This is a genomic window from Niallia taxi (assembly GCF_032818155.1).
GTDB lineage: Bacteria > Bacillota > Bacilli > Bacillales > Cytobacillaceae > Niallia > Niallia taxi_A.
In genome coordinates this window covers 1564985-1582184 of record NZ_CP102589.1, presented here as the reverse complement: position 1 = coordinate 1582184, position 17200 = coordinate 1564985, and the positions used below count along the sequence as shown (strand labels likewise).

20 protein-coding genes and 1 other annotated feature (1 of these 21 only partly in view) are annotated in these 17200 nt (G+C 39.7%); of the genes, 2 read left to right on the top strand and 18 right to left on the bottom strand.

The genetic code is table 11. From position 1 onward, the window contains the following. Window positions 1-5: 5 nt before the first annotated feature. The gene (locus tag NQZ71_RS07710) at window positions 6-650 is read right to left on the bottom strand and encodes a DUF421 domain-containing protein (RefSeq protein WP_144456346.1); all 645 of its coding nucleotides are present in this window, start codon (window positions 648-650) and stop codon (window positions 6-8) included. A gap of 187 nt (window positions 651-837) precedes the next feature. Here NQZ71_RS07710 and NQZ71_RS07705 point away from each other — a divergent pair, with 187 nt between their 5' ends. Continuing rightward, window positions 838-1215, top strand: coding sequence for a TIGR04086 family membrane protein (locus NQZ71_RS07705; RefSeq protein WP_144456348.1), 378 nt, complete (start codon window positions 838-840; stop codon window positions 1213-1215). Between the two features lie 50 nt (window positions 1216-1265). Here NQZ71_RS07705 and yajC read toward each other — a convergent pair whose 3' ends face one another. From yajC to safA, 10 genes are all read right to left on the bottom strand, one after another. Then, the gene (gene yajC / locus NQZ71_RS07700) at window positions 1266-1553 is read right to left on the bottom strand and encodes a preprotein translocase subunit YajC (RefSeq protein ID WP_144456350.1); all 288 of its coding nucleotides are present in this window, start codon (window positions 1551-1553) and stop codon (window positions 1266-1268) included. 29 nt (window positions 1554-1582) lie between these two features. Further along, window positions 1583-2722, bottom strand: a complete 1140-nt coding sequence (tgt, locus tag NQZ71_RS07695; RefSeq protein WP_144456352.1) for a tRNA guanosine(34) transglycosylase Tgt — start codon at window positions 2720-2722, stop codon at window positions 1583-1585. Window positions 2723-2769: 47 nt separating this feature from the next. Continuing rightward, window positions 2770-3798 carry a tRNA preQ1(34) S-adenosylmethionine ribosyltransferase-isomerase QueA gene (gene queA, locus NQZ71_RS07690; protein ID WP_317011613.1) on the bottom strand — a complete coding sequence of 343 codons (1029 nt, stop codon included), beginning with the start codon at window positions 3796-3798 and terminating at the stop codon, window positions 2770-2772. A gap of 82 nt (window positions 3799-3880) precedes the next feature. After that, window positions 3881-4879 carry a Holliday junction branch migration DNA helicase RuvB gene (gene ruvB, locus NQZ71_RS07685; protein WP_144456642.1) on the bottom strand — a complete coding sequence of 333 codons (999 nt, stop codon included), beginning with the start codon at window positions 4877-4879 and terminating at the stop codon, window positions 3881-3883. Between the two features lie 33 nt (window positions 4880-4912). Beyond that, entirely contained in the window at window positions 4913-5524 is a 612-nt protein-coding gene (ruvA, locus tag NQZ71_RS07680; protein WP_144456356.1) for a Holliday junction branch migration protein RuvA, read from the bottom strand. A 221-nt stretch (window positions 5525-5745) separates the two neighbouring features. Continuing rightward, complete coding sequence (locus NQZ71_RS07675) at window positions 5746-6252, bottom strand: intercompartmental signaling factor BofC (protein WP_144456358.1); 507 nt, start codon at window positions 6250-6252, stop codon at window positions 5746-5748. A gap of 105 nt (window positions 6253-6357) precedes the next feature. Then, window positions 6358-7266: an NAD-dependent epimerase/dehydratase family protein gene (locus NQZ71_RS07670; protein ID WP_317011612.1), complete on the bottom strand. Its 909-nt coding sequence runs from the start codon at window positions 7264-7266 to the stop codon at window positions 6358-6360. 420 nt (window positions 7267-7686) lie between these two features. Beyond that, window positions 7687-8319, bottom strand: coding sequence for a YhcN/YlaJ family sporulation lipoprotein (locus NQZ71_RS07665; RefSeq protein ID WP_144456362.1), 633 nt, complete (start codon window positions 8317-8319; stop codon window positions 7687-7689). 111 nt (window positions 8320-8430) lie between these two features. Beyond that, a complete protein-coding gene (locus tag NQZ71_RS07660) occupies window positions 8431-9402 on the bottom strand; it encodes an aminoglycoside phosphotransferase family protein (protein ID WP_260053773.1) in 972 nt (323 codons plus the stop codon). Beyond that, complete coding sequence (safA, locus tag NQZ71_RS07655; protein WP_317011611.1) at window positions 9392-11335, bottom strand: SafA/ExsA family spore coat assembly protein; 1944 nt, start codon at window positions 11333-11335, stop codon at window positions 9392-9394. Before safA ends, NQZ71_RS07660 begins: the two co-directional genes overlap by 11 nt. Window positions 11336-11624: 289 nt before the next feature. Here safA and NQZ71_RS07650 point away from each other — a divergent pair, with 289 nt between their 5' ends. After that, complete coding sequence (locus NQZ71_RS07650; protein ID WP_127737304.1) at window positions 11625-12164, top strand: transcription repressor NadR; 540 nt, start codon at window positions 11625-11627, stop codon at window positions 12162-12164. 386 nt (window positions 12165-12550) lie between these two features. Here NQZ71_RS07650 and pheA read toward each other — a convergent pair whose 3' ends face one another. From pheA to rplU, 7 genes are all read right to left on the bottom strand, one after another. Next, window positions 12551-13405: a prephenate dehydratase gene (pheA, locus tag NQZ71_RS07645; protein ID WP_317011610.1), complete on the bottom strand. Its 855-nt coding sequence runs from the start codon at window positions 13403-13405 to the stop codon at window positions 12551-12553. A 72-nt stretch (window positions 13406-13477) separates the two neighbouring features. Next, window positions 13478-13933 (bottom strand): ACT domain-containing protein, encoded by a 456-nt coding sequence (locus NQZ71_RS07640; RefSeq protein ID WP_127737300.1) that lies wholly within the window; start codon window positions 13931-13933, stop codon window positions 13478-13480. 123 nt (window positions 13934-14056) lie between these two features. Continuing rightward, window positions 14057-15346, bottom strand: a complete 1290-nt coding sequence (gene obgE / locus NQZ71_RS07635; RefSeq protein ID WP_317011609.1) for a GTPase ObgE — start codon at window positions 15344-15346, stop codon at window positions 14057-14059. A gap of 54 nt (window positions 15347-15400) precedes the next feature. After that, window positions 15401-15952 (bottom strand): Spo0B C-terminal domain-containing protein, encoded by a 552-nt coding sequence (locus tag NQZ71_RS07630; protein WP_317011608.1) that lies wholly within the window; start codon window positions 15950-15952, stop codon window positions 15401-15403. Window positions 15953-16163: 211 nt separating this feature from the next. Further along, complete coding sequence (rpmA, locus tag NQZ71_RS07625; RefSeq protein WP_016201696.1) at window positions 16164-16454, bottom strand: 50S ribosomal protein L27; 291 nt, start codon at window positions 16452-16454, stop codon at window positions 16164-16166. 16 nt (window positions 16455-16470) lie between these two features. Next, the gene (locus NQZ71_RS07620) at window positions 16471-16803 is read right to left on the bottom strand and encodes a ribosomal-processing cysteine protease Prp (protein ID WP_317011607.1); all 333 of its coding nucleotides are present in this window, start codon (window positions 16801-16803) and stop codon (window positions 16471-16473) included. A gap of 9 nt (window positions 16804-16812) precedes the next feature. Continuing rightward, a complete protein-coding gene (gene rplU / locus NQZ71_RS07615) occupies window positions 16813-17121 on the bottom strand; it encodes a 50S ribosomal protein L21 (RefSeq protein ID WP_127737291.1) in 309 nt (102 codons plus the stop codon). 16 nt (window positions 17122-17137) lie between these two features. Continuing rightward, window positions 17138-17200 (bottom strand) — a sequence feature (ribosomal protein L21 leader region) (it continues 18 nt past the right edge of the window).

Sequence of the window (17200 nt, the reverse complement as noted above, 5' to 3'; positions counted from 1 at the left end):
CTACCTCATTTTCCGTCTATATAATCAATATAAAACTTACCATCTTGAAAGCTGCAAAAGGAGATGCTCTCAACCTTCGTATGCCCTTGTTTTCTTAACTCCTGTCTCAACCATGCTTCCGATTTTTCCACTTCCTCAAGGCTTGTCTTCTGGATGATGCCATCAATAATTAACGGAATTGTAATTCCTGATTTACTTGGTTCCTTTTCAAACACAGACAGTTTTCCTGATGTTTCTAATATCGCAAATTCAACATCGGCAACATTGCGCACATCCTTTTCTCGAAGCTGCAGCAGTAAATCATCCATATTGTATCGCTGGCTTTTCATGGCCTTTTCGTCGATTTTTCCTTTGTTAATAATGATGGTAGGCTTTCCATCAATTAAATCACGGACGCTTTTACTTTTTAGGGACAGGGCTGCCAGACCTATTTGAATTAGCAGCAGGATAAATATCGGCAAAATGGTCGGAACAAGCTCTGTTTTAATATCTTCAATCGCTGCAACGGCAATTTCTGCAATCATTATATATACGACAAGATCAAGAATGCTTAATTCCCCAATCTCCCGTTTGCCCATCACCCGAAAAACGAGGACAATGATAGCGTAAAGCAATAAGGTCCTCAGCAAAATGATGATATATTCCTCCATTAATCTTCCCTCCCAAACAGCATTTTTTTACGATAATACAACTATTTTAGTTTCCTCAGCAAAAACGTTTTTATTCGGATATTCACAAATTCTTGATTCTAATTAGGCAGGTTGGTGAATATGCTTGTACTAGTATGAAACTATTCATGAATCTACTAAAGAAAATGGTTGAAAGGAGAGGTTTAAGATCGAAGAGAGCAAAAACGTCGGCAGTGCCGTATTATACGGCCTGATTGCGATCTTTACCCTATTTATTACAAGCAGTATCGTCTTTTCCATGTTGCTAAGATTCACCTCCCTCCAGGAAGGATCCTTGCAGTACATAATTACCGCTGTTTCCTTTATCGCACTGTTTGCAGGAGGGTTCATCTCTGGTGGAAAAGGTAAGCAGAAGGGCTGGTTTCTTGGTGGATTAACTGGTCTGATTTACTTCTTAATTGTGTTCTTGTTCAGCTTTTTAGGATTGGATCAGCTATTCACTTTCGAGCAATTCATTTATCACGTATGCTATACTCTGATTGCCATGATGGGCGGTATTTTAGGAGTTAACTTATCAAAATCTTAATTTTGCAAACAAAAAAGCTGGCAGCAAATTTTGCTGCCAGCTTATTTTAATTATGCTTTATCCAGAATAGTGCTGGAAGAAGATTCAACAACTTCACGAACAGCATTGCGGTCGAAAGTCAGACGGCTGCCGTCTGGCGACTTAAGAACGATAGTGCCTTCGTCGATTGCATCGACAGTAGCGTGAAGTCCGCCAATCGTGACAATCTTGTCCCCTTTTTTTAGATCACTCTGCATTTGCCTAACCGCTTTTTGACGCTTTTGCTGCGGACGGATAAGCAAAAAGTAAAACAGAACAAACATTAAAATAAATGGTAATAACCCCATAATGTTTTGCATAAATTTCCCCTCCTTTCAAAATCCTCTATTTAAAAGTTTTTAGCATTTGGCTTATTAAAACCGTAGCGCTCGAAAAACTCTTCTTTGAAGTCCCCCAATCGATCTTCGCGAATCGCTTGTCTGACGTTCTCCATTAAGTTTAACAGAAAATAGAGATTATGGTAAGATGTAAGTCTAATTCCGAACGTTTCATCACATTTAATTAAATGACGGATGTATGCACGGCTGTAGTTTTTACATGTATAGCAATCACACTCCGGATCAAGCGGTCCGAAATCTCTTGCATATTTCGCGTTTTTCACAACAAGTCTGCCTTCGCTCGTCATGCATGTACCATTGCGGGCAATACGTGTTGGAAGCACACAGTCAAACATATCAATCCCTCTAATAGCACCATCTATTAAGGAATCCGGTGAACCTACTCCCATTAAATAACGAGGCTTATTATCAGGCATTAATGGTGTTGTAAACTCAAGCACTCTGTTCATAACATCCTTCGGTTCTCCAACAGAAAGACCACCGACTGCGTAGCCTGGGAAATCCAATGAAACAAGATCTCTTGCACTTTGCTTACGAAGCTCTTCGTACTCTCCACCTTGAATAATACCAAACAAACCTTGATCCTCTGGTCTGCCATGTGCTTTCAGACAACGCTCAGCCCATCTGGACGTACGCTCAACAGATGCTTTCATATAGTCATATTCTGCAGGATACGGCGGACATTCATCAAATGCCATCATGATGTCTGAACCAAGTGCATTTTGAATTTCCATTGCTTTCTCAGGAGAAAGGAACAGTTTATCCCCATTCAAGTGATTTCTAAAATGGACACCCTCTTCTTCAATTTTGCGGAAATCGCTTAATGAGAAGACTTGGAAGCCGCCTGAATCTGTTAAAATAGCCTTATCCCAGTTCATGAACTTATGCAGGCCGCCTGCTTCTTTCACAATTTCATGTCCTGGACGAAGCCATAAATGATACGTGTTGCTCAAAATGATATTGGCACCCATTGTTTTTAAATCCTCTGGAGCCATCGTTTTTACTGTCGCTAATGTTCCAACAGGCATGAACGCAGGTGTTTCAAAGGAACCATGTGGAGTATGTACGATACCCAGCCTTGCTCCTGTTTGTTTACATGTCTTAATTAATTCATAACGTATTGCAGTCAATGTAAAATCTCCTTTATTTAAAAAATGCAATCGCCTTCTAAAAGGTATTATCTGATGAACATAGCATCTCCAAAGCTAAAGAAACGGTAACGTTCTTTCACAGCAGTTTCATAGGCATGAAGAATGTTCTCTCTGCTTGAAAGGGCACTTACAAGCATAATAAGTGTTGATTTCGGCAAATGGAAATTCGTTATCATTCCATCAATCCCTTTGAATTCATAACCAGGATAAATAAATATACTGGTCCAGCCGTTACTTTCCACAAACTTGCCGTCATTCGCACTTGCAATTGTCTCTAATGTGCGAGTCGATGTAGTGCCGACAGACAAAATACGGCCGCCTTCTTCTCTTACCTTATTCAATAACTTGGCAGTGCCAGCAGTAAGCTGATAAAATTCAGCATGCATCTCATGCTTATCAATATCCTCCACATTTACTGGGCGGAAAGTGCCAAGGCCAACATGTAATGTGATAAAGGCAATATGAACACCTTTTGCTTTTAATTCCTCAAGCAGCTCCTCTGTAAAATGAAGACCAGCAGTCGGAGCAGCGGCAGAGCCTCTTTCCTTTGCATAAACAGTTTGATATCTGTCTTGATCATCCAATGTTTCCTTTATGTATGGCGGCAGAGGCATTTCACCAAGCTCATCGAGGATTTCATAAAAGATTCCGTCATACAAAAATTCCAGAATTCTTCCCCCATGCTCTAGCTCTTCTTTACAAACTGCCTTCAGTTTACCAGCTCCAAAGGAAATAATTGTTCCCTTCTTCACACGCTTTGCAGGCTTTACTAATGTTTCCCATTGCTCGCCTTCCTGCTGCTTAAGCAGGAGCACCTCAATATGTGCACCAGTATCTTCTTTTTCACCATGCAATCTTGCAGGAAGAACTCTCGTATCATTGAGAACAAGGCAGTCGCTTGGATTTATGTATTCAATAATATCCTTGAATGTACGGTGCTCCAAGCTGCCTGTTTCCTTATCCACTACCATAAGCCTGCTGCTTGTTCTGTCCTTTAAAGGAACTTGGGCAATCAACTCTTCAGGCAGATGAAAATCAAATAAATCTACTTTCACTTTAATTCACCTTATCTCTCTTTTAAGAACTCATATACTCTAGTTGGAAGCATAACAGGGCAATTTGCCCTCCTATGCATTCTTAAATCTCTTTTTCTATATTTAAATGCTCGTAGCCTAAATCAGTGACAATCCTTCCACGCGGTGTTCTCTGCAAAAATCCAATCTGCAGTAAATATGGCTCATAAACATCTTCAATCGTATGAGCCTCCTCACCAATTGTTGCAGCAATTGTCTCTAATCCAACAGGCCCGCCTCTAAATTTATGAATCATGCCTATTAATAATTTATGGTCAATATGGTCTAAACCTAAACGGTCAACTTGCAAAAGTTCCAAAGAATCATGTGCAAGTTTATCCGTGATGCTACCATTCCCTTTAACCTGGGCAAAATCCCTTACCCTTCTCAGCAAACGGTTTGCAATCCTTGGTGTCCCTCTTGATCTTCTGGCAATTTCCAAAGCTGCGCCGTCCTCAATATCGACGTTTAAAACTTGGGCTGTGCGGACCACAATACTTGTTAACTGATTCTCATTATAATACTCCAGCCTGCTCAAGACTCCGAATCGATCTCTAAGTGGTGCAGACACAGATCCTGCTCTTGTTGTCGCTCCAACTAATGTAAATGGCGGCAAGTCAAGACGGACAGACCTAGCACTTGGGCCTTTGCCAATAACAATATCTAAGCAATAGTCTTCCATTGCAGGATAAAGTACTTCCTCAATGGAACGGGGAAGTCTGTGAATCTCATCAATGAAAAGAACATCTCCAGGCTCCAATGCAGTGAGGATGGCGGCCAAATCACCTGGCCTTTCAATTGCCGGCCCGGCAGTCGTCCTGATATTTACGCCCATTTCATTTGCAATAATCGTCGCCAAGGTTGTTTTACCTAATCCTGGAGGTCCATACAACAGGACATGGTCAAGGGCTTCTTCCCTAAATTTTGCCGCTTCTATGAACACTTCCAGATTATCTTTCACTTTATCCTGGCCGATATACTCTTTTAATCGAAGGGGGCGCAAACTCTGCTCGAAGGAAACTTCCAATGAGTCGGCTTCTCCAGATACGATGCGGTCATCCAACATAATCCACTCCTCTCCTTAAAAGATACCTAGTTAAATTTTGAGAAGCAGCTTTAACGCAAGCTTAATATACTCGTCTGTCGTAAGCTGTTCCTTCTTCAGCTGTGGAACGACCTTTTTAACCTCTCTATCCGAGTAACCGAGTGCAGTTAATGCTAGAAGTGCTTCATCCAATTGTGTGGCACCAGCTTTTTTCTGCTCCACTTCATCCACATTGAATAAATCAGGAAAGAAATCTGGCATAATGTCTGACAGTTTTCCTTTCAAGTCGAGAATCATTTGCCTTGCTGTCTTTTTGCCGACGCCAGGGAACTTCACTAAAAATGCTTCATCCTCATTTTCTATTGCAGAAATCACTTGATTCGGCTCACCTGAAGCCAAAATAGCAAGTGCTCCCTTCGGCCCTATTCCCGATACATTAAGCAGCTTTGTAAATAATGTCTTTTCATCCTGTGAGCGGAAACCGTATAAGCTTATCATATCTTCTCTTACATAATGATACGTATAAACAATAATATTCTGCTTTGCCATAGACGAAAAAGAGAAAGGATTCGGTGTTTTTATCTGATAACCGATATCATTATTTTCGACCACTATGTATTCAGGTCCGATATATTCAATTTTCCCTTTAATATATTCGTACAAATCCTGTTCGCTCCCTTATAAAAGCTATAAAGACTATTTTAGCATATATTAAAGAAAAACTACCATATAAGATATTTTCTAAAAATTAAGAAAGAAAGAAATAAATAAACATAATAAAAAACCATTTACTGCTACAAATGGTTTTTTAATAAGAATATTTTTGCTTAGGCAATCGAAAATTCGCTTTTCTTTTCAATTGCCTAAAAAAGTGACTAGAGGTATCAGTTCGCTAGATTATTGGTATCAAGACTTTTAAATGTCTCGAGAACTTCGACATAACGATTCTTATTTTTGATTGGAATACCGTTTTGCAAACTTTTTTGCTGCGTGGATTCCAGCTTCTCTAAGTCTATTTGGAAAAAGGATTGGATAATGTTCGACTTATTCGGTTTACCGTTGTAAACACCTAGAACGCCTTCATCTGAGACTCCGAAATAGCCATTTGCTTTAAGTAATGGTGAAATATCATCCATTTCCTGCTTAAAGACAAATTGGTGACTATCCATATTCACCAGTTGCCAGTTCTCATATTTGGACCAGAAATCTTCCATCGACCATATCGTTTCCTCTATACACTCTTCACTTACTTCTCCATCTAAATATACTCTTTGCAGCAAAACAGCGAACTTCTTCGGAGATTGTGCATTAGCTACATTCTCCCAAGCCGGAAACGCAGATAATAGAATGATAAGAAGAATAGAGAACAATAAAAGGAATCTGGTTTTCATTATGAATCACCTCTTCAGCTTACTAGAAAAACTTAAATTCCCTATTAGTCTCACCAGAATCTCTAAAATCATGCTCATAAAATTCCAAAATAGAAAAACTAACTATTAAGAATGCTTTTTTAATCTAAATTGCTGCATTGCCTTTTCAAGCCCCTCACGCAATGATATATCTGCTTTCCAACCCAATATTTCCTTTGCCTTTGCAACAGATACTGAACAAGAGGAAGCAAGTTCGTCTTGTGAATTCTCAAAAATCGGATGCAGATTTCCAGCTGCTTCCCCAATCATTTCTGCTGCTTTTTGTAAACTGTACATACTTTGTGTGGCAATATTAATTATTTCATTATCCCCCTTTGTCAAGGAAGCAAAAATAGCATCCACGGCATCATCAATATAAACAAAGTTTCGAAGCTGTTTTCCATCACCATAAATAACAGGAGCCTGTCCATCTATCGCCTTTTCCAAATTGTCTGCAATGAAACCTTTTGTTTGAATGCCATATATATCTGCAAATCTCAAAATGGTAAAAGGTAAAGAATATAGCTTATGATAGTGCATAACATACTTCTCTTCCATCTTTTTCGATAAGCCTTCGAAAAGAGCTGGAGCTAAAAAGTTGTCTTCAACAGCCTCTTCGGTTTGATTCCCGTAAACAGAAATGGCACTTGGAAAAATCACCTTTTTCACTTTAGCTTCTACACAAGCCTCGAGCACATTTATCGTTGTTGCAATATTTACTTCTGACTGATCAAATGAATCTTTCATAGCATTAGAAGTAATAAGCTCATGTTTCAGATGCAATACAATATCTATGTTTTCCTTTTTGAAAATGGAAGTTAGCTCTCTCTTGTCTAGATCCGTTTTATAATAGCTAGCCATTCCATTTAGATTTGTATCCAAATCCCATTCACGATTATCTGCCAGCACTACCTTCATTCCACTCGCTGTAAGCTTTTCCATTACCTTAACTGCCATGCTATTACTGGCTCCCCCAGTCACAAGTACCTTCACCATTTTCCCCTCCACTATGTATGCTTCACACGTTCTTTATAACGAATATTTACTTCATTATAAAGCAATATCATCATTATGGAAAGGAAAATCTTTGTATTTTTTTCATTATATCGAACAAATTATCGTTAGATAATGTTTATATCGGTTGTTTTGTTTTTAATTAAGAACATTCCAAAGAGTTAACTATCATTATACATGGATAAAACAATCCATTTTAATCAGATAAATTTGTTTATTTTGTCTATCAAAGTTCATTTCCTTTTGCTCATGCCTATTTCCATTTCCACTAAGGTTTGTAATCATAAATAGATCCAAAATCAACAAAAAAAGAACCCAAACTATTACGCGAATTTCCGACTAAAATTCTGCATAATAATTTGGGTCTTGCTTATACTTCGATACTTTGATTGAATATTTTTTTTATAAATTATTGGACCTGTTAGCCTTATTGATAATGTCCCGCTTATTTATATCAATTGTTTTTTCTGGAAGACGTTTTCGGATTCCTTTATTAATACTGTCTATATTAAGGAAAATCCCTTTATCTGTTACAATAGATGCTTCTTTCCCATTTATATAGCTATCTATTTCCTTCCGTACAGCAGATCTTGTGTTTTTGCTTGTTGCTCTGTTATCCACTTCCAATGCAACTAACACATTGTCTTCATATACTAATGTACGCACATCTTTTACGTTATTTACTTTTAAAACGGCCTTATTAATCTTATCTGCCAGCTCTGTATCATAAACATCTACTCGATTTCCGATATTTTCAGTACGGGCATTTAGATTATTGCTTGTATTAGCACGGTTTTGTTTGCCTTCACTTCCGAATGTATGGTCGAGCGCCTCTGTTAGCGGTCCATCATTATCTTGATTTCCTAATACCCTTGCATTTCCTGTACTTTCTTGTTCATGGCGCTCATTTGAATAATAACCGAGTGGCATAGATTCTTCTTTACCGTCATTGTCCAGGTCTTGATCTGTATTGCCGCAGCCTGCCAACAGCATGAAAGTTAGCGTTAATGGAGCTGCTGCCTTATTCCACTTCATCAATGCAAACTCCCCTTTATCTTTCGTTTTGAGCAAATATGCTCTACATTATTTTTTTCAAAAGGGAAGCCTTTCATGCTAAGAAAGTATAGGCATACATGTTAACAATCTCTAATCGGTTAATTTCATCATTTTATTGACAAATTTTCTCCTTTTAGAAAATTGTTGCTCTGTTAGCTCCACAACATGCTCTCTAGCTAAGTCATTTTCCATCTTATTCTGCCTAATAAGCCGATTCCATTCACGCAGTATATCTGTTGGAAAGGCTAATCCAATTAAAAAAGATCTTTCGTGTAGGAATGGCTGTAGCAAATTCATTTTTTGAAGCTGAGAATGGGACCAACCAATAACCGGTAAAATCCGATTGGCAAATTGTAAATAATCCATACTTCTTGGGCCAATACTAATAAGGTCAAAATCAATTAAATATAAATGTCCATTTAAACCACGGATAAAATTATGATGTGCAACATCTCCATGTAAGATTACCTTTTTTTCATTCGCCATATTAACTTTTTCTTTTTCTAATTGGTAAAGTGTCCAGTCAATCCAGCTGGTCAATTCCTGCAGCAAATTTTTTTTTATAAATGGAGCTGCAACAGGTAAATTTGCCTTAAACTGCTTACTTCTTTCCACCCACTTCTCATAAATATCAAAATGAGGCAAAACATATTGATATGCATCAACGAGCTTTTCTGTGCATTCGTAATATTGCCCTAATAAGACTAAGGCCTCCTGTCTGCTTTCCTTTTCCCCGTAAGAGAAAGGTTTAAGACTTCCAGGTATGTACTCAATGCATCCGTAGATGCAATTATCTATAATAATTGGGTCCTGATCAAATGAAAAAAAGCGATAGGTTGCATGAAAACCCTCATAATGAAGGGAATTCGTAAATGCCTCTTGAATTTTTAGTTTTTTATAGCTCGGAAACTCCTTCAATATTAGCCAATTATAGTCTGTTATAACTAAATATACTTGCTTACGAATTCGCTTTAGTTCTTTAACCGGATAAGGCAGCTTCGTTTGTAATAAAGAGAGGAGACGATAGACTAAATTATCGTCTCCTCTGTTGTTAAATTTCATAGTCACTGCTTTCGTCAAGATAACGAGGCATTCCAAATGGTGTCACTTCATTAATTCCATATGGGTGTACTAATGGCGGCTGCCCGTTTCCATGGAATGGAGGTGCAAAAATTGGAGCATTTCCTCCTGGACCCATAATTGGCGCAGCATTAAAATCGCGTGTACCTGGACTTCCGCCCATCATTCCCTCAAACGGCATTCCTTGCATTCCACCCATGTCATCCATCGGGAATTGCATTGGCACATTGCCTGCTGCTCCTTGTGGATATGGAGGTTCCTGCATATAAGGCATTCCACCGCCTGTTGGATATCCTGGACCACCAGTCATAGGCATACCGCCCATTTCTGGATTAAAGCCTTGCTGCATTCCTGCTACTCCCGGACCGAATGGTTCTCCTCCTGGATAGGTGAATGGCGCTTGGCCTCCCATTCCTGGGTCGAAGCCTTGCTGCATTCCCATTGCTCCTGGATTGCCTCCAAATGGCATCTGACCTCCCATTCCTGGATTAAAGCCTTGCTGCATTCCCATTGCTCCTGGATTGCCTCCGAATGGCATTTGGCCTCCCATTCCCGGGTCAAAGCCTTGCTGCATTCCCATTGCTCCCGGATTGCCTCCAAATGGCATTTGGCCTCCCATTCCCGGGTCAAAGCCTTGCTGCATTCCCATTGCTCCTGGATTGCCTCCAAATGGCATTTGGCCTCCCATTCCCGGGTCAAAGCCTTGCTGCATTCCCATTGCTCCTGGATTACCTCCAAATGGCATCTGGCCTCCCATTCCCGGGTCAAAGCCTTGCTGCATTCCCATTGCTCCTGGATTGCCTCCAAATGGCATTTGACCTCCCATTCCTGGGTCGAAGCCTTGGGTTCCCATTACTCCCGGGTTGCCTCCGAACTGCATTTGGCCTCCCATTCCTGGGTCGAAGCCTTGCTGCATTCCCATTGGTGCAGAATGAGTATGACTTGGATATGGCACAGCAGGTCCTCCACAACCACAATCTTCTTTGAATGGAAGCTGCGGCATTTGCATTTGTGCTGGAGCTGTATAGGCTGCAGGTGAAACATTTGTGTAATCAGACGATTCGTTCATATCATAAGAAGTATGCATTGGCATATGACCATAATGCTGGAACGGCTGCTGCTGAACAGGCATTTCCTTATGACCATGCATTGGACTTACTTGTGCATGCTGGAATGGCTGTGAGCTAGGTGTAAATGGAGTATTGTAAGATGAGGAAGATTCCTCCCATTTATGCTTTACTCCATGCCCATGTGCAGGCATAACCATTGGAGCCTGATATGTGTGGTCCATCGGATATGTTTCCATTGGCACACCTTCTGGAATGCATACGCCTGGCGGGAAGCCTGAGCCTGGCATCATCGGTGATACCTCATAACAATATGGTTGATATGGAATAATCGGTGGACAAACCTCTTTCTTTGGCTCTTCCTTTACGATTGGGACAATATTAATAGGCTTTTCTGGCACTGGCTTTTGTGGCACTGGCTTTTCTTCAACCTCAACATCTATATCTACATTTGTCATGTTCATGGAATAGTAATTGTGGATATCAATTTCAGGGATGATTGGTTTAGGCATTTTTGGAGTATGTGGCTTTTCTTTTTTCGGCATTTCCTTCTTAGGCATCTCTTTTTTTGGCTGTTCTTTTACAACAATCGGCTGCTCTTTTACGATCGGTTGTTCTTTGATGATTGGTTGCTCTTTATAAATTGGTTGTTCTTTTTTAATTCCTGCTATTGGCGCTTCTTTTTTTATACTGCCGCCAGCAGTAGGAACTTTAACTTTCATACCGGGCATAATCATATCTGGATTACTTAGCTGGGAATTTAACATCTTTAACTCTTCGAAATTAACGCCGTATTTTTTGGCAATTTCCCAAAGAGTATCCCCCTTTTGTACGATATGGATTTTCACTATAGATTCCCTCCTATGCATATGTCCATATAGTCTATGTTATCGTAGAAAAAGTGTTATCGTTCTTCAAAAAAATTTATGCTGTTTTCACAAGATTTATGTACTGCTCGCTAAATGTTCTTATATAGTAACTTACTTTTATCAGTATGGACTCACCATTAAAATCGAAATTATTGGCGACTAAAGCGATTAGTTTGGTAAAATAGGACAAGGTATGAATACAGGATAAAAAGCACTAACAATATACGAAATCAGGGCATCCTTGAATGGATTGTTAAGGAGGAGTTTTATGGAAGAAAAAAAAATGCTCGGAGAAGAAAGAAGGAGCTATATATTATCCTTGCTGAAAGAGAATAGCCGACCATATACAGGCAGCGAGCTATCAAAGCTGACAAATGTCAGCAGACAGATAATTGTTGGAGACATTACCTTGCTTAAGGCGAAAAATGAGCCGATTATTGCCACAAGTCAAGGATACTTATATTTGCAGCAATCAAAGCCAGAGCTTTTTGAAAAAATAATCGCCTGTAACCATGCTCCAGAAAAGACAGAGGAAGAGCTTCTATTAATTGTCGATTACGGAGTAACTGTCAAGGATGTAAAAATTGAACATCCTGTTTACGGTGATTTGACGGCATCTATTCTGGTGTCCAATCGTAAAGAAGTACAGCAATTTATGAAAAAAATCCAAAGTACAAATGCAGTTTATTTATCACAACTAACATCAGGCATCCATTTACATACATTAACTGCAAATTCCCAATCTGCCCTGACAGAAGCAGAAGCCGCTCTAAGAAACGCCGGGTTTTTGATAGGATTGGATGACTGAGTGTATGCTTAATTACAGACTTATACAATAAAGAGGCTGGGACATAAGTATGTGAACCAGCGTAAAGACCGAACTGCTAATCAACTACTGATTAGATAGTTCGGTTTTTTGTTTTTAGTTTAAATACAAAAAATTAGAAATTTTAGTGGAATGGAGCGGAGGCCACTCGACTCCTGCGGGAAATAGAGGAAAGGATGAGACCCCGCAGGCGAAGACGAGGAGGCTCCATACCTCCCCGCGGAAAGCGCGAGGACGAGCGCGCAATGAAACAAACTAACTTTAACTCGACATTCTATTTAGACACAACCTTCATTTTTCAAATTTAGTTGTAATTCTATTATTCGTGTTTAGAAAACTTATCTTTTGTTTTGTCCCAGCCTCTTTTTTTATTTCGCATCCGTATAAAAAGGATATGATCCCAGCAGTTTTACTTCACAACCAATTGCTTCAAGCTCTGACATCGCACCTGGAATTAATACATCATCAAGCTCACGATCTATATCAATAATGAAGAAATAATTGCCAAGACCAGTTTTTGTTGGTCTTGATTCTATTTTAACGAGGTTAAGCTTCCTCCACGCAAAAGCGGACAAAACTTGATGAAGTGCTCCAGATTCATCGGCTGGAAGTGTAACCATTAAGCTCGTTTTGTGACCAACAAGCTTGCAATCATTCGGCTGATAGGCAATATTATTTTTGGATATGATAATAAAACGCGTATGGTTATTATCAAAATCATGAATATTCCTTTTAACAATTTCTAAACCATATTCATTAGCCGTTAGTTCATTTCCAATAGAAGCCGCCTTAAGCTCTGGATTTTCCTTTATAAATTGAGCAGCTCTTGCTGTGGAAGTGGTATTTTCACATCTAATCCCATTCCATTCTGCGTGAAGGAATCGGTGACATTGAGCAATAGCATGGGAATGACTGTATACAGTTTCTGCTTCTTTCCAGCTATCTTTTAAATTCGGATGCACCATCAAATGTTGTTTGATTGGAACAGTTATCTCCCCTTTGATTGGCAGGTCCACCTCATGAATTAAATAATCTAGTGTAATGTTCACAGAACCCTCTAATGTATTCTCAACAGGAACAAGCGCAGCCTCCACTTCCCCTTGCATGACAGCATCCATGCAATTCGGAATAGTCATAAACGGAAGCTTCTCCGCATCTGGAAACAATTTATTTACTGCAATATTTGTAAATGTTGCTTTCGGTCCTAGATACCCTACTTTCACTGTCCTTCTCCTCCAACTAAAACGCTATTTATGTATAATTCTGAATTCTCTTCTAAAAGAAAAGGGAGCAGATTATGCTCCTGAGCTTAAAACTTCTACTTTCTCTACAAACTCAAGCATACGCAGCCTTTCAAGCAATGCATCAATAGAGATTTCCATTTCTGCTGTATTTAAGGAAAGGGTTACGTTCGCCCGTCCCTGCAATGGAATTGTTTGGTGAATCGTCAAAACATTGCATCCACCTGATGCCACGACATTCAGCAATTTAGAAAGCGTACCAGACCTGTCCTCAATATAAAAGAATAAAGTAATCAGGCGCTCCTTTACAACAGTATGAAATGGAAATATCGTATCTCTGTATTTATAAAAAGCACTTCTGCTTAAATCAACCTTTTGGACCGCATCAAAAACAGACTCTGCTTTTCCTCGTTCCAGCAATTCCTTTGCTTCCAATGTTTTTTTCATTGCCTCTGAAAGAACATCCTCACGGACTAGAAAAAAACGCTGGTCCAATTTATTCTGTTTCATTCGCTCACCCTCTTTTTAAGCTAAAGTGAAACTTCCATGGGGATAACCCCATGAAAGTTTAACAAATTTAGTTTATGGCTTAGACTTGCCATAAAAGGAGAGAGAAACATCCTTTAAGCAAGATTAATCAATGAACTCAAATTCATATTCCATTAATTTTACGATGTCCCCATCTTTTGCACCACGTTGTCTTAACTCTTCATCTATTCCCATACCCCTCATTTGACGAGCAAATCTTTTCACAGACTCATCTCTTGAGAAGTCAGTCATCTTGAACAGCTTTTCAATTCCTTCACCTGTCAGCACAAAGCTTCCGTCAGAGTCTCTTGAGATAAAGAATTGACGCTCATCCACCTCATGCTTGTAAAGCACACGGTGAACTCCAGCCTCTTCTTGCACTTCCTCAAGCGGGAACTCAGGTGTCGTTTCCAATTTATCTGCTATGGCAAACAACAAATCTCTTAAGCCTGTTCTCGTTATCGCAGACACAGGGAAAATAGGATAATCTTCTTCCAGCTTTTCTTTGAAGACCTTCAAGTTCTCCTCTGCATCTGGCATGTCCATTTTATTAGCAACAATGATTTGCGGTCTTTCAAGAAGGCGCATATTGTACTCTTGCAGCTCCTTATTGATCGTAATATAATCTTCGAAAGGATCTCTGCCTTCGATTGCAGCCATATCAATAACATGGACGATAACTCTTGTACGTTCAATATGACGTAGGAACTGATGCCCTAATCCGACACCAGAGTGCGCACCTTCAATTAGTCCTGGCAAATCTGCCATTACAAAGCTTCTGCTATCCTCTGTTTCTACCATTCCTAAGTTTGGAACGATAGTCGTGAAATGATAATCAGCAATTTTAGGCTTCGCTGCAGACACGACAGAAAGGAGCGTTGATTTACCTACACTTGGGAAACCAACAAGGCCGACATCTGCCAACACTTTAAGCTCTAATGTCACTTCGCGCTCTTGGCCTGGCTCACCGTTTTCAGAAAGCTCTGGAGCAGGATTCGATGGGCTAGCAAAACGGGAATTTCCACGTCCGCCGCGACCAGCTTTAGCGATTACTGCCTGCTGACCATGCTGTGTTAAATCTGCAATCGTTTCTCCTGTTACCGCATCTGTCACAACAGTGCCCGGAGGAACTTTGACAATCATGTCCTTTGAATTCTTACCGTGCTGGTTCTTAGACATTCCATGCTCTCCGCGCGGTGCCTTAAAGTGGCGCTTGTAGCGGAAATCCATTAATGTCCGTAAGCCTTCTTCCACTTCAAAAACTACATCTGCTCCGTTACCGCCATCTCCGCCAGCTGGTCCGCCTTTTGGTACATATTTCTCTCTGCGAAAGGCAACCATTCCATTGCCGCCGTCGCCGCCTTTCACGTAAATCTTGACCTGATCAACAAACATATTACAACTTCCTCCTAAAGTAGGCTTCTTACTCGCCTATGAATCGAAATACAATTAATTGTTATCCTTATGCTGCTTTATTAGTAGCTCGACCGTTAATTCCTCATCAGAAATATCACTTTTTTCCACAAGAAAACCATCTTTCAGCTTCTCCTGCAGGAAATCAATAAGCAGCTTTTTCTCTTCTATTATTCCGCTAAAATCAAAAAACAATCGAGTTTCCGTTAATTGTGGCTCGATTGACACGGAAAGATTATTATCATGGTATTTTTTGATGCTTTTGTTCAATACGGAAAAAAATCGGCTCGTCCAGTCAGTCAGTGCAAAGTCTTCTATACAATGACACTTTTGTTCATTAAGCACTTCATATTCCAAACGAAATGAATAGCTTTCCCAATTGGACGTCAATATTTTAGCCGCAAACGCAGGAAGCTCCAAGTTAGAAAGCCTTGCCTCCTGCTGTGCTTCCAAAATGATGTCATCAATGATTTCCTCAACGCGTTCCGTTTTGTTTAATGCCATATTCCCTTTGATAAGTTGGATTTTATTCAGCCAATCATGGCGTACATGTCTCAAAAATTCAATTGTATCCCGGTCTCTGTTCATTATCGTACTCCTACACGGTTATTTAGTGTCAGAAGACTTCTCGTATGTAAGTATAACAAAAAATGAAACGACACGTAAAAATATAGCAAAAAAATGCAAATCTTTTCTTTCAGCACTTAGACAGAAAGCATACATGCTGTCTGTCTAAGTGCTGAAAAACTAAATAAAATAAAAGACTGACTCCAAAAGAGCCAGCCTTTTCATAAGAAACTTATGCTTCTTGTGCTACTGGGTATACGCTAACTTGTTTGCGATCACGGCCTAGACGCTCAAATTTAACGATTCCGTCAACTTTTGCGAATAGTGTATCATCGCCACCACGACCAACGTTAACTCCTGGATAGATTTTTGTACCGCGTTGACGGTAAAGAATGCTTCCACCAGTTACTAATTGACCATCTGCACGTTTAGCTCCTAAACGTTTAGAAATGGAGTCACGTCCGTTCTTTGTAGAACCTACCCCTTTTTTCGATGCAAAAAACTGAAGATCTAATCTTAACATTCGTTCCACCTCCTATTTAATTATAGTTGATTGTAACATGCTTGCCATAGTCCCGTTCAATCGTCTCCAAGGAAACGACCATCCCCTCTAAAAGAAGTTGAATTCTTTCACGGGTTTCAGCAGGAATATTTGTAGGTATGCCACAGCTCAAAAATCCGCCATCTTTGCCTTGCTCTATATCAGGTGTGATGCCTGTAATGGATATAACTGCGTTAATCGCTCCGATGGAGACAGCTGAAACACCAGCACAGACAATATCATTCCCATGATTAGCAAACAAGGCATGACCGCTTATTGTAAATGATTCAATAACGCCTGAATCTGTTTTGTTAATCGTTATGTCGATCATACAAACACCTTACGCGTTGATTTTTTCAATAACAACTTTTGTGTACGGTTGACGATGACCTTGCTTTTTATGATAGTTTTTCTTCGCTTTGTATTTGAAAACGATGATTTTCTTTTGACGGCCTTGTTTTTCAACTTTAGCTGTAACAGTAGCTCCTTCAACAACAGGGCTTCCTACTTTTACATTTTCTCCGCCAACGAAAAGAACGCGGTCGAAAGTAACTGTCTCACCAGCTTCACTGTTTAATTTCTCAATGTAGATAGCTTGACCTTCTTCAACTTTGATTTGCTTTCCGCCTGTTTCAATAATTGCGTACATTAAAATGCACCTCCTTGTTTATACTAAGACTCGCCAATCACAGGCGCTTTGTTAACCAAAGACTTATGTAACCTGTTCT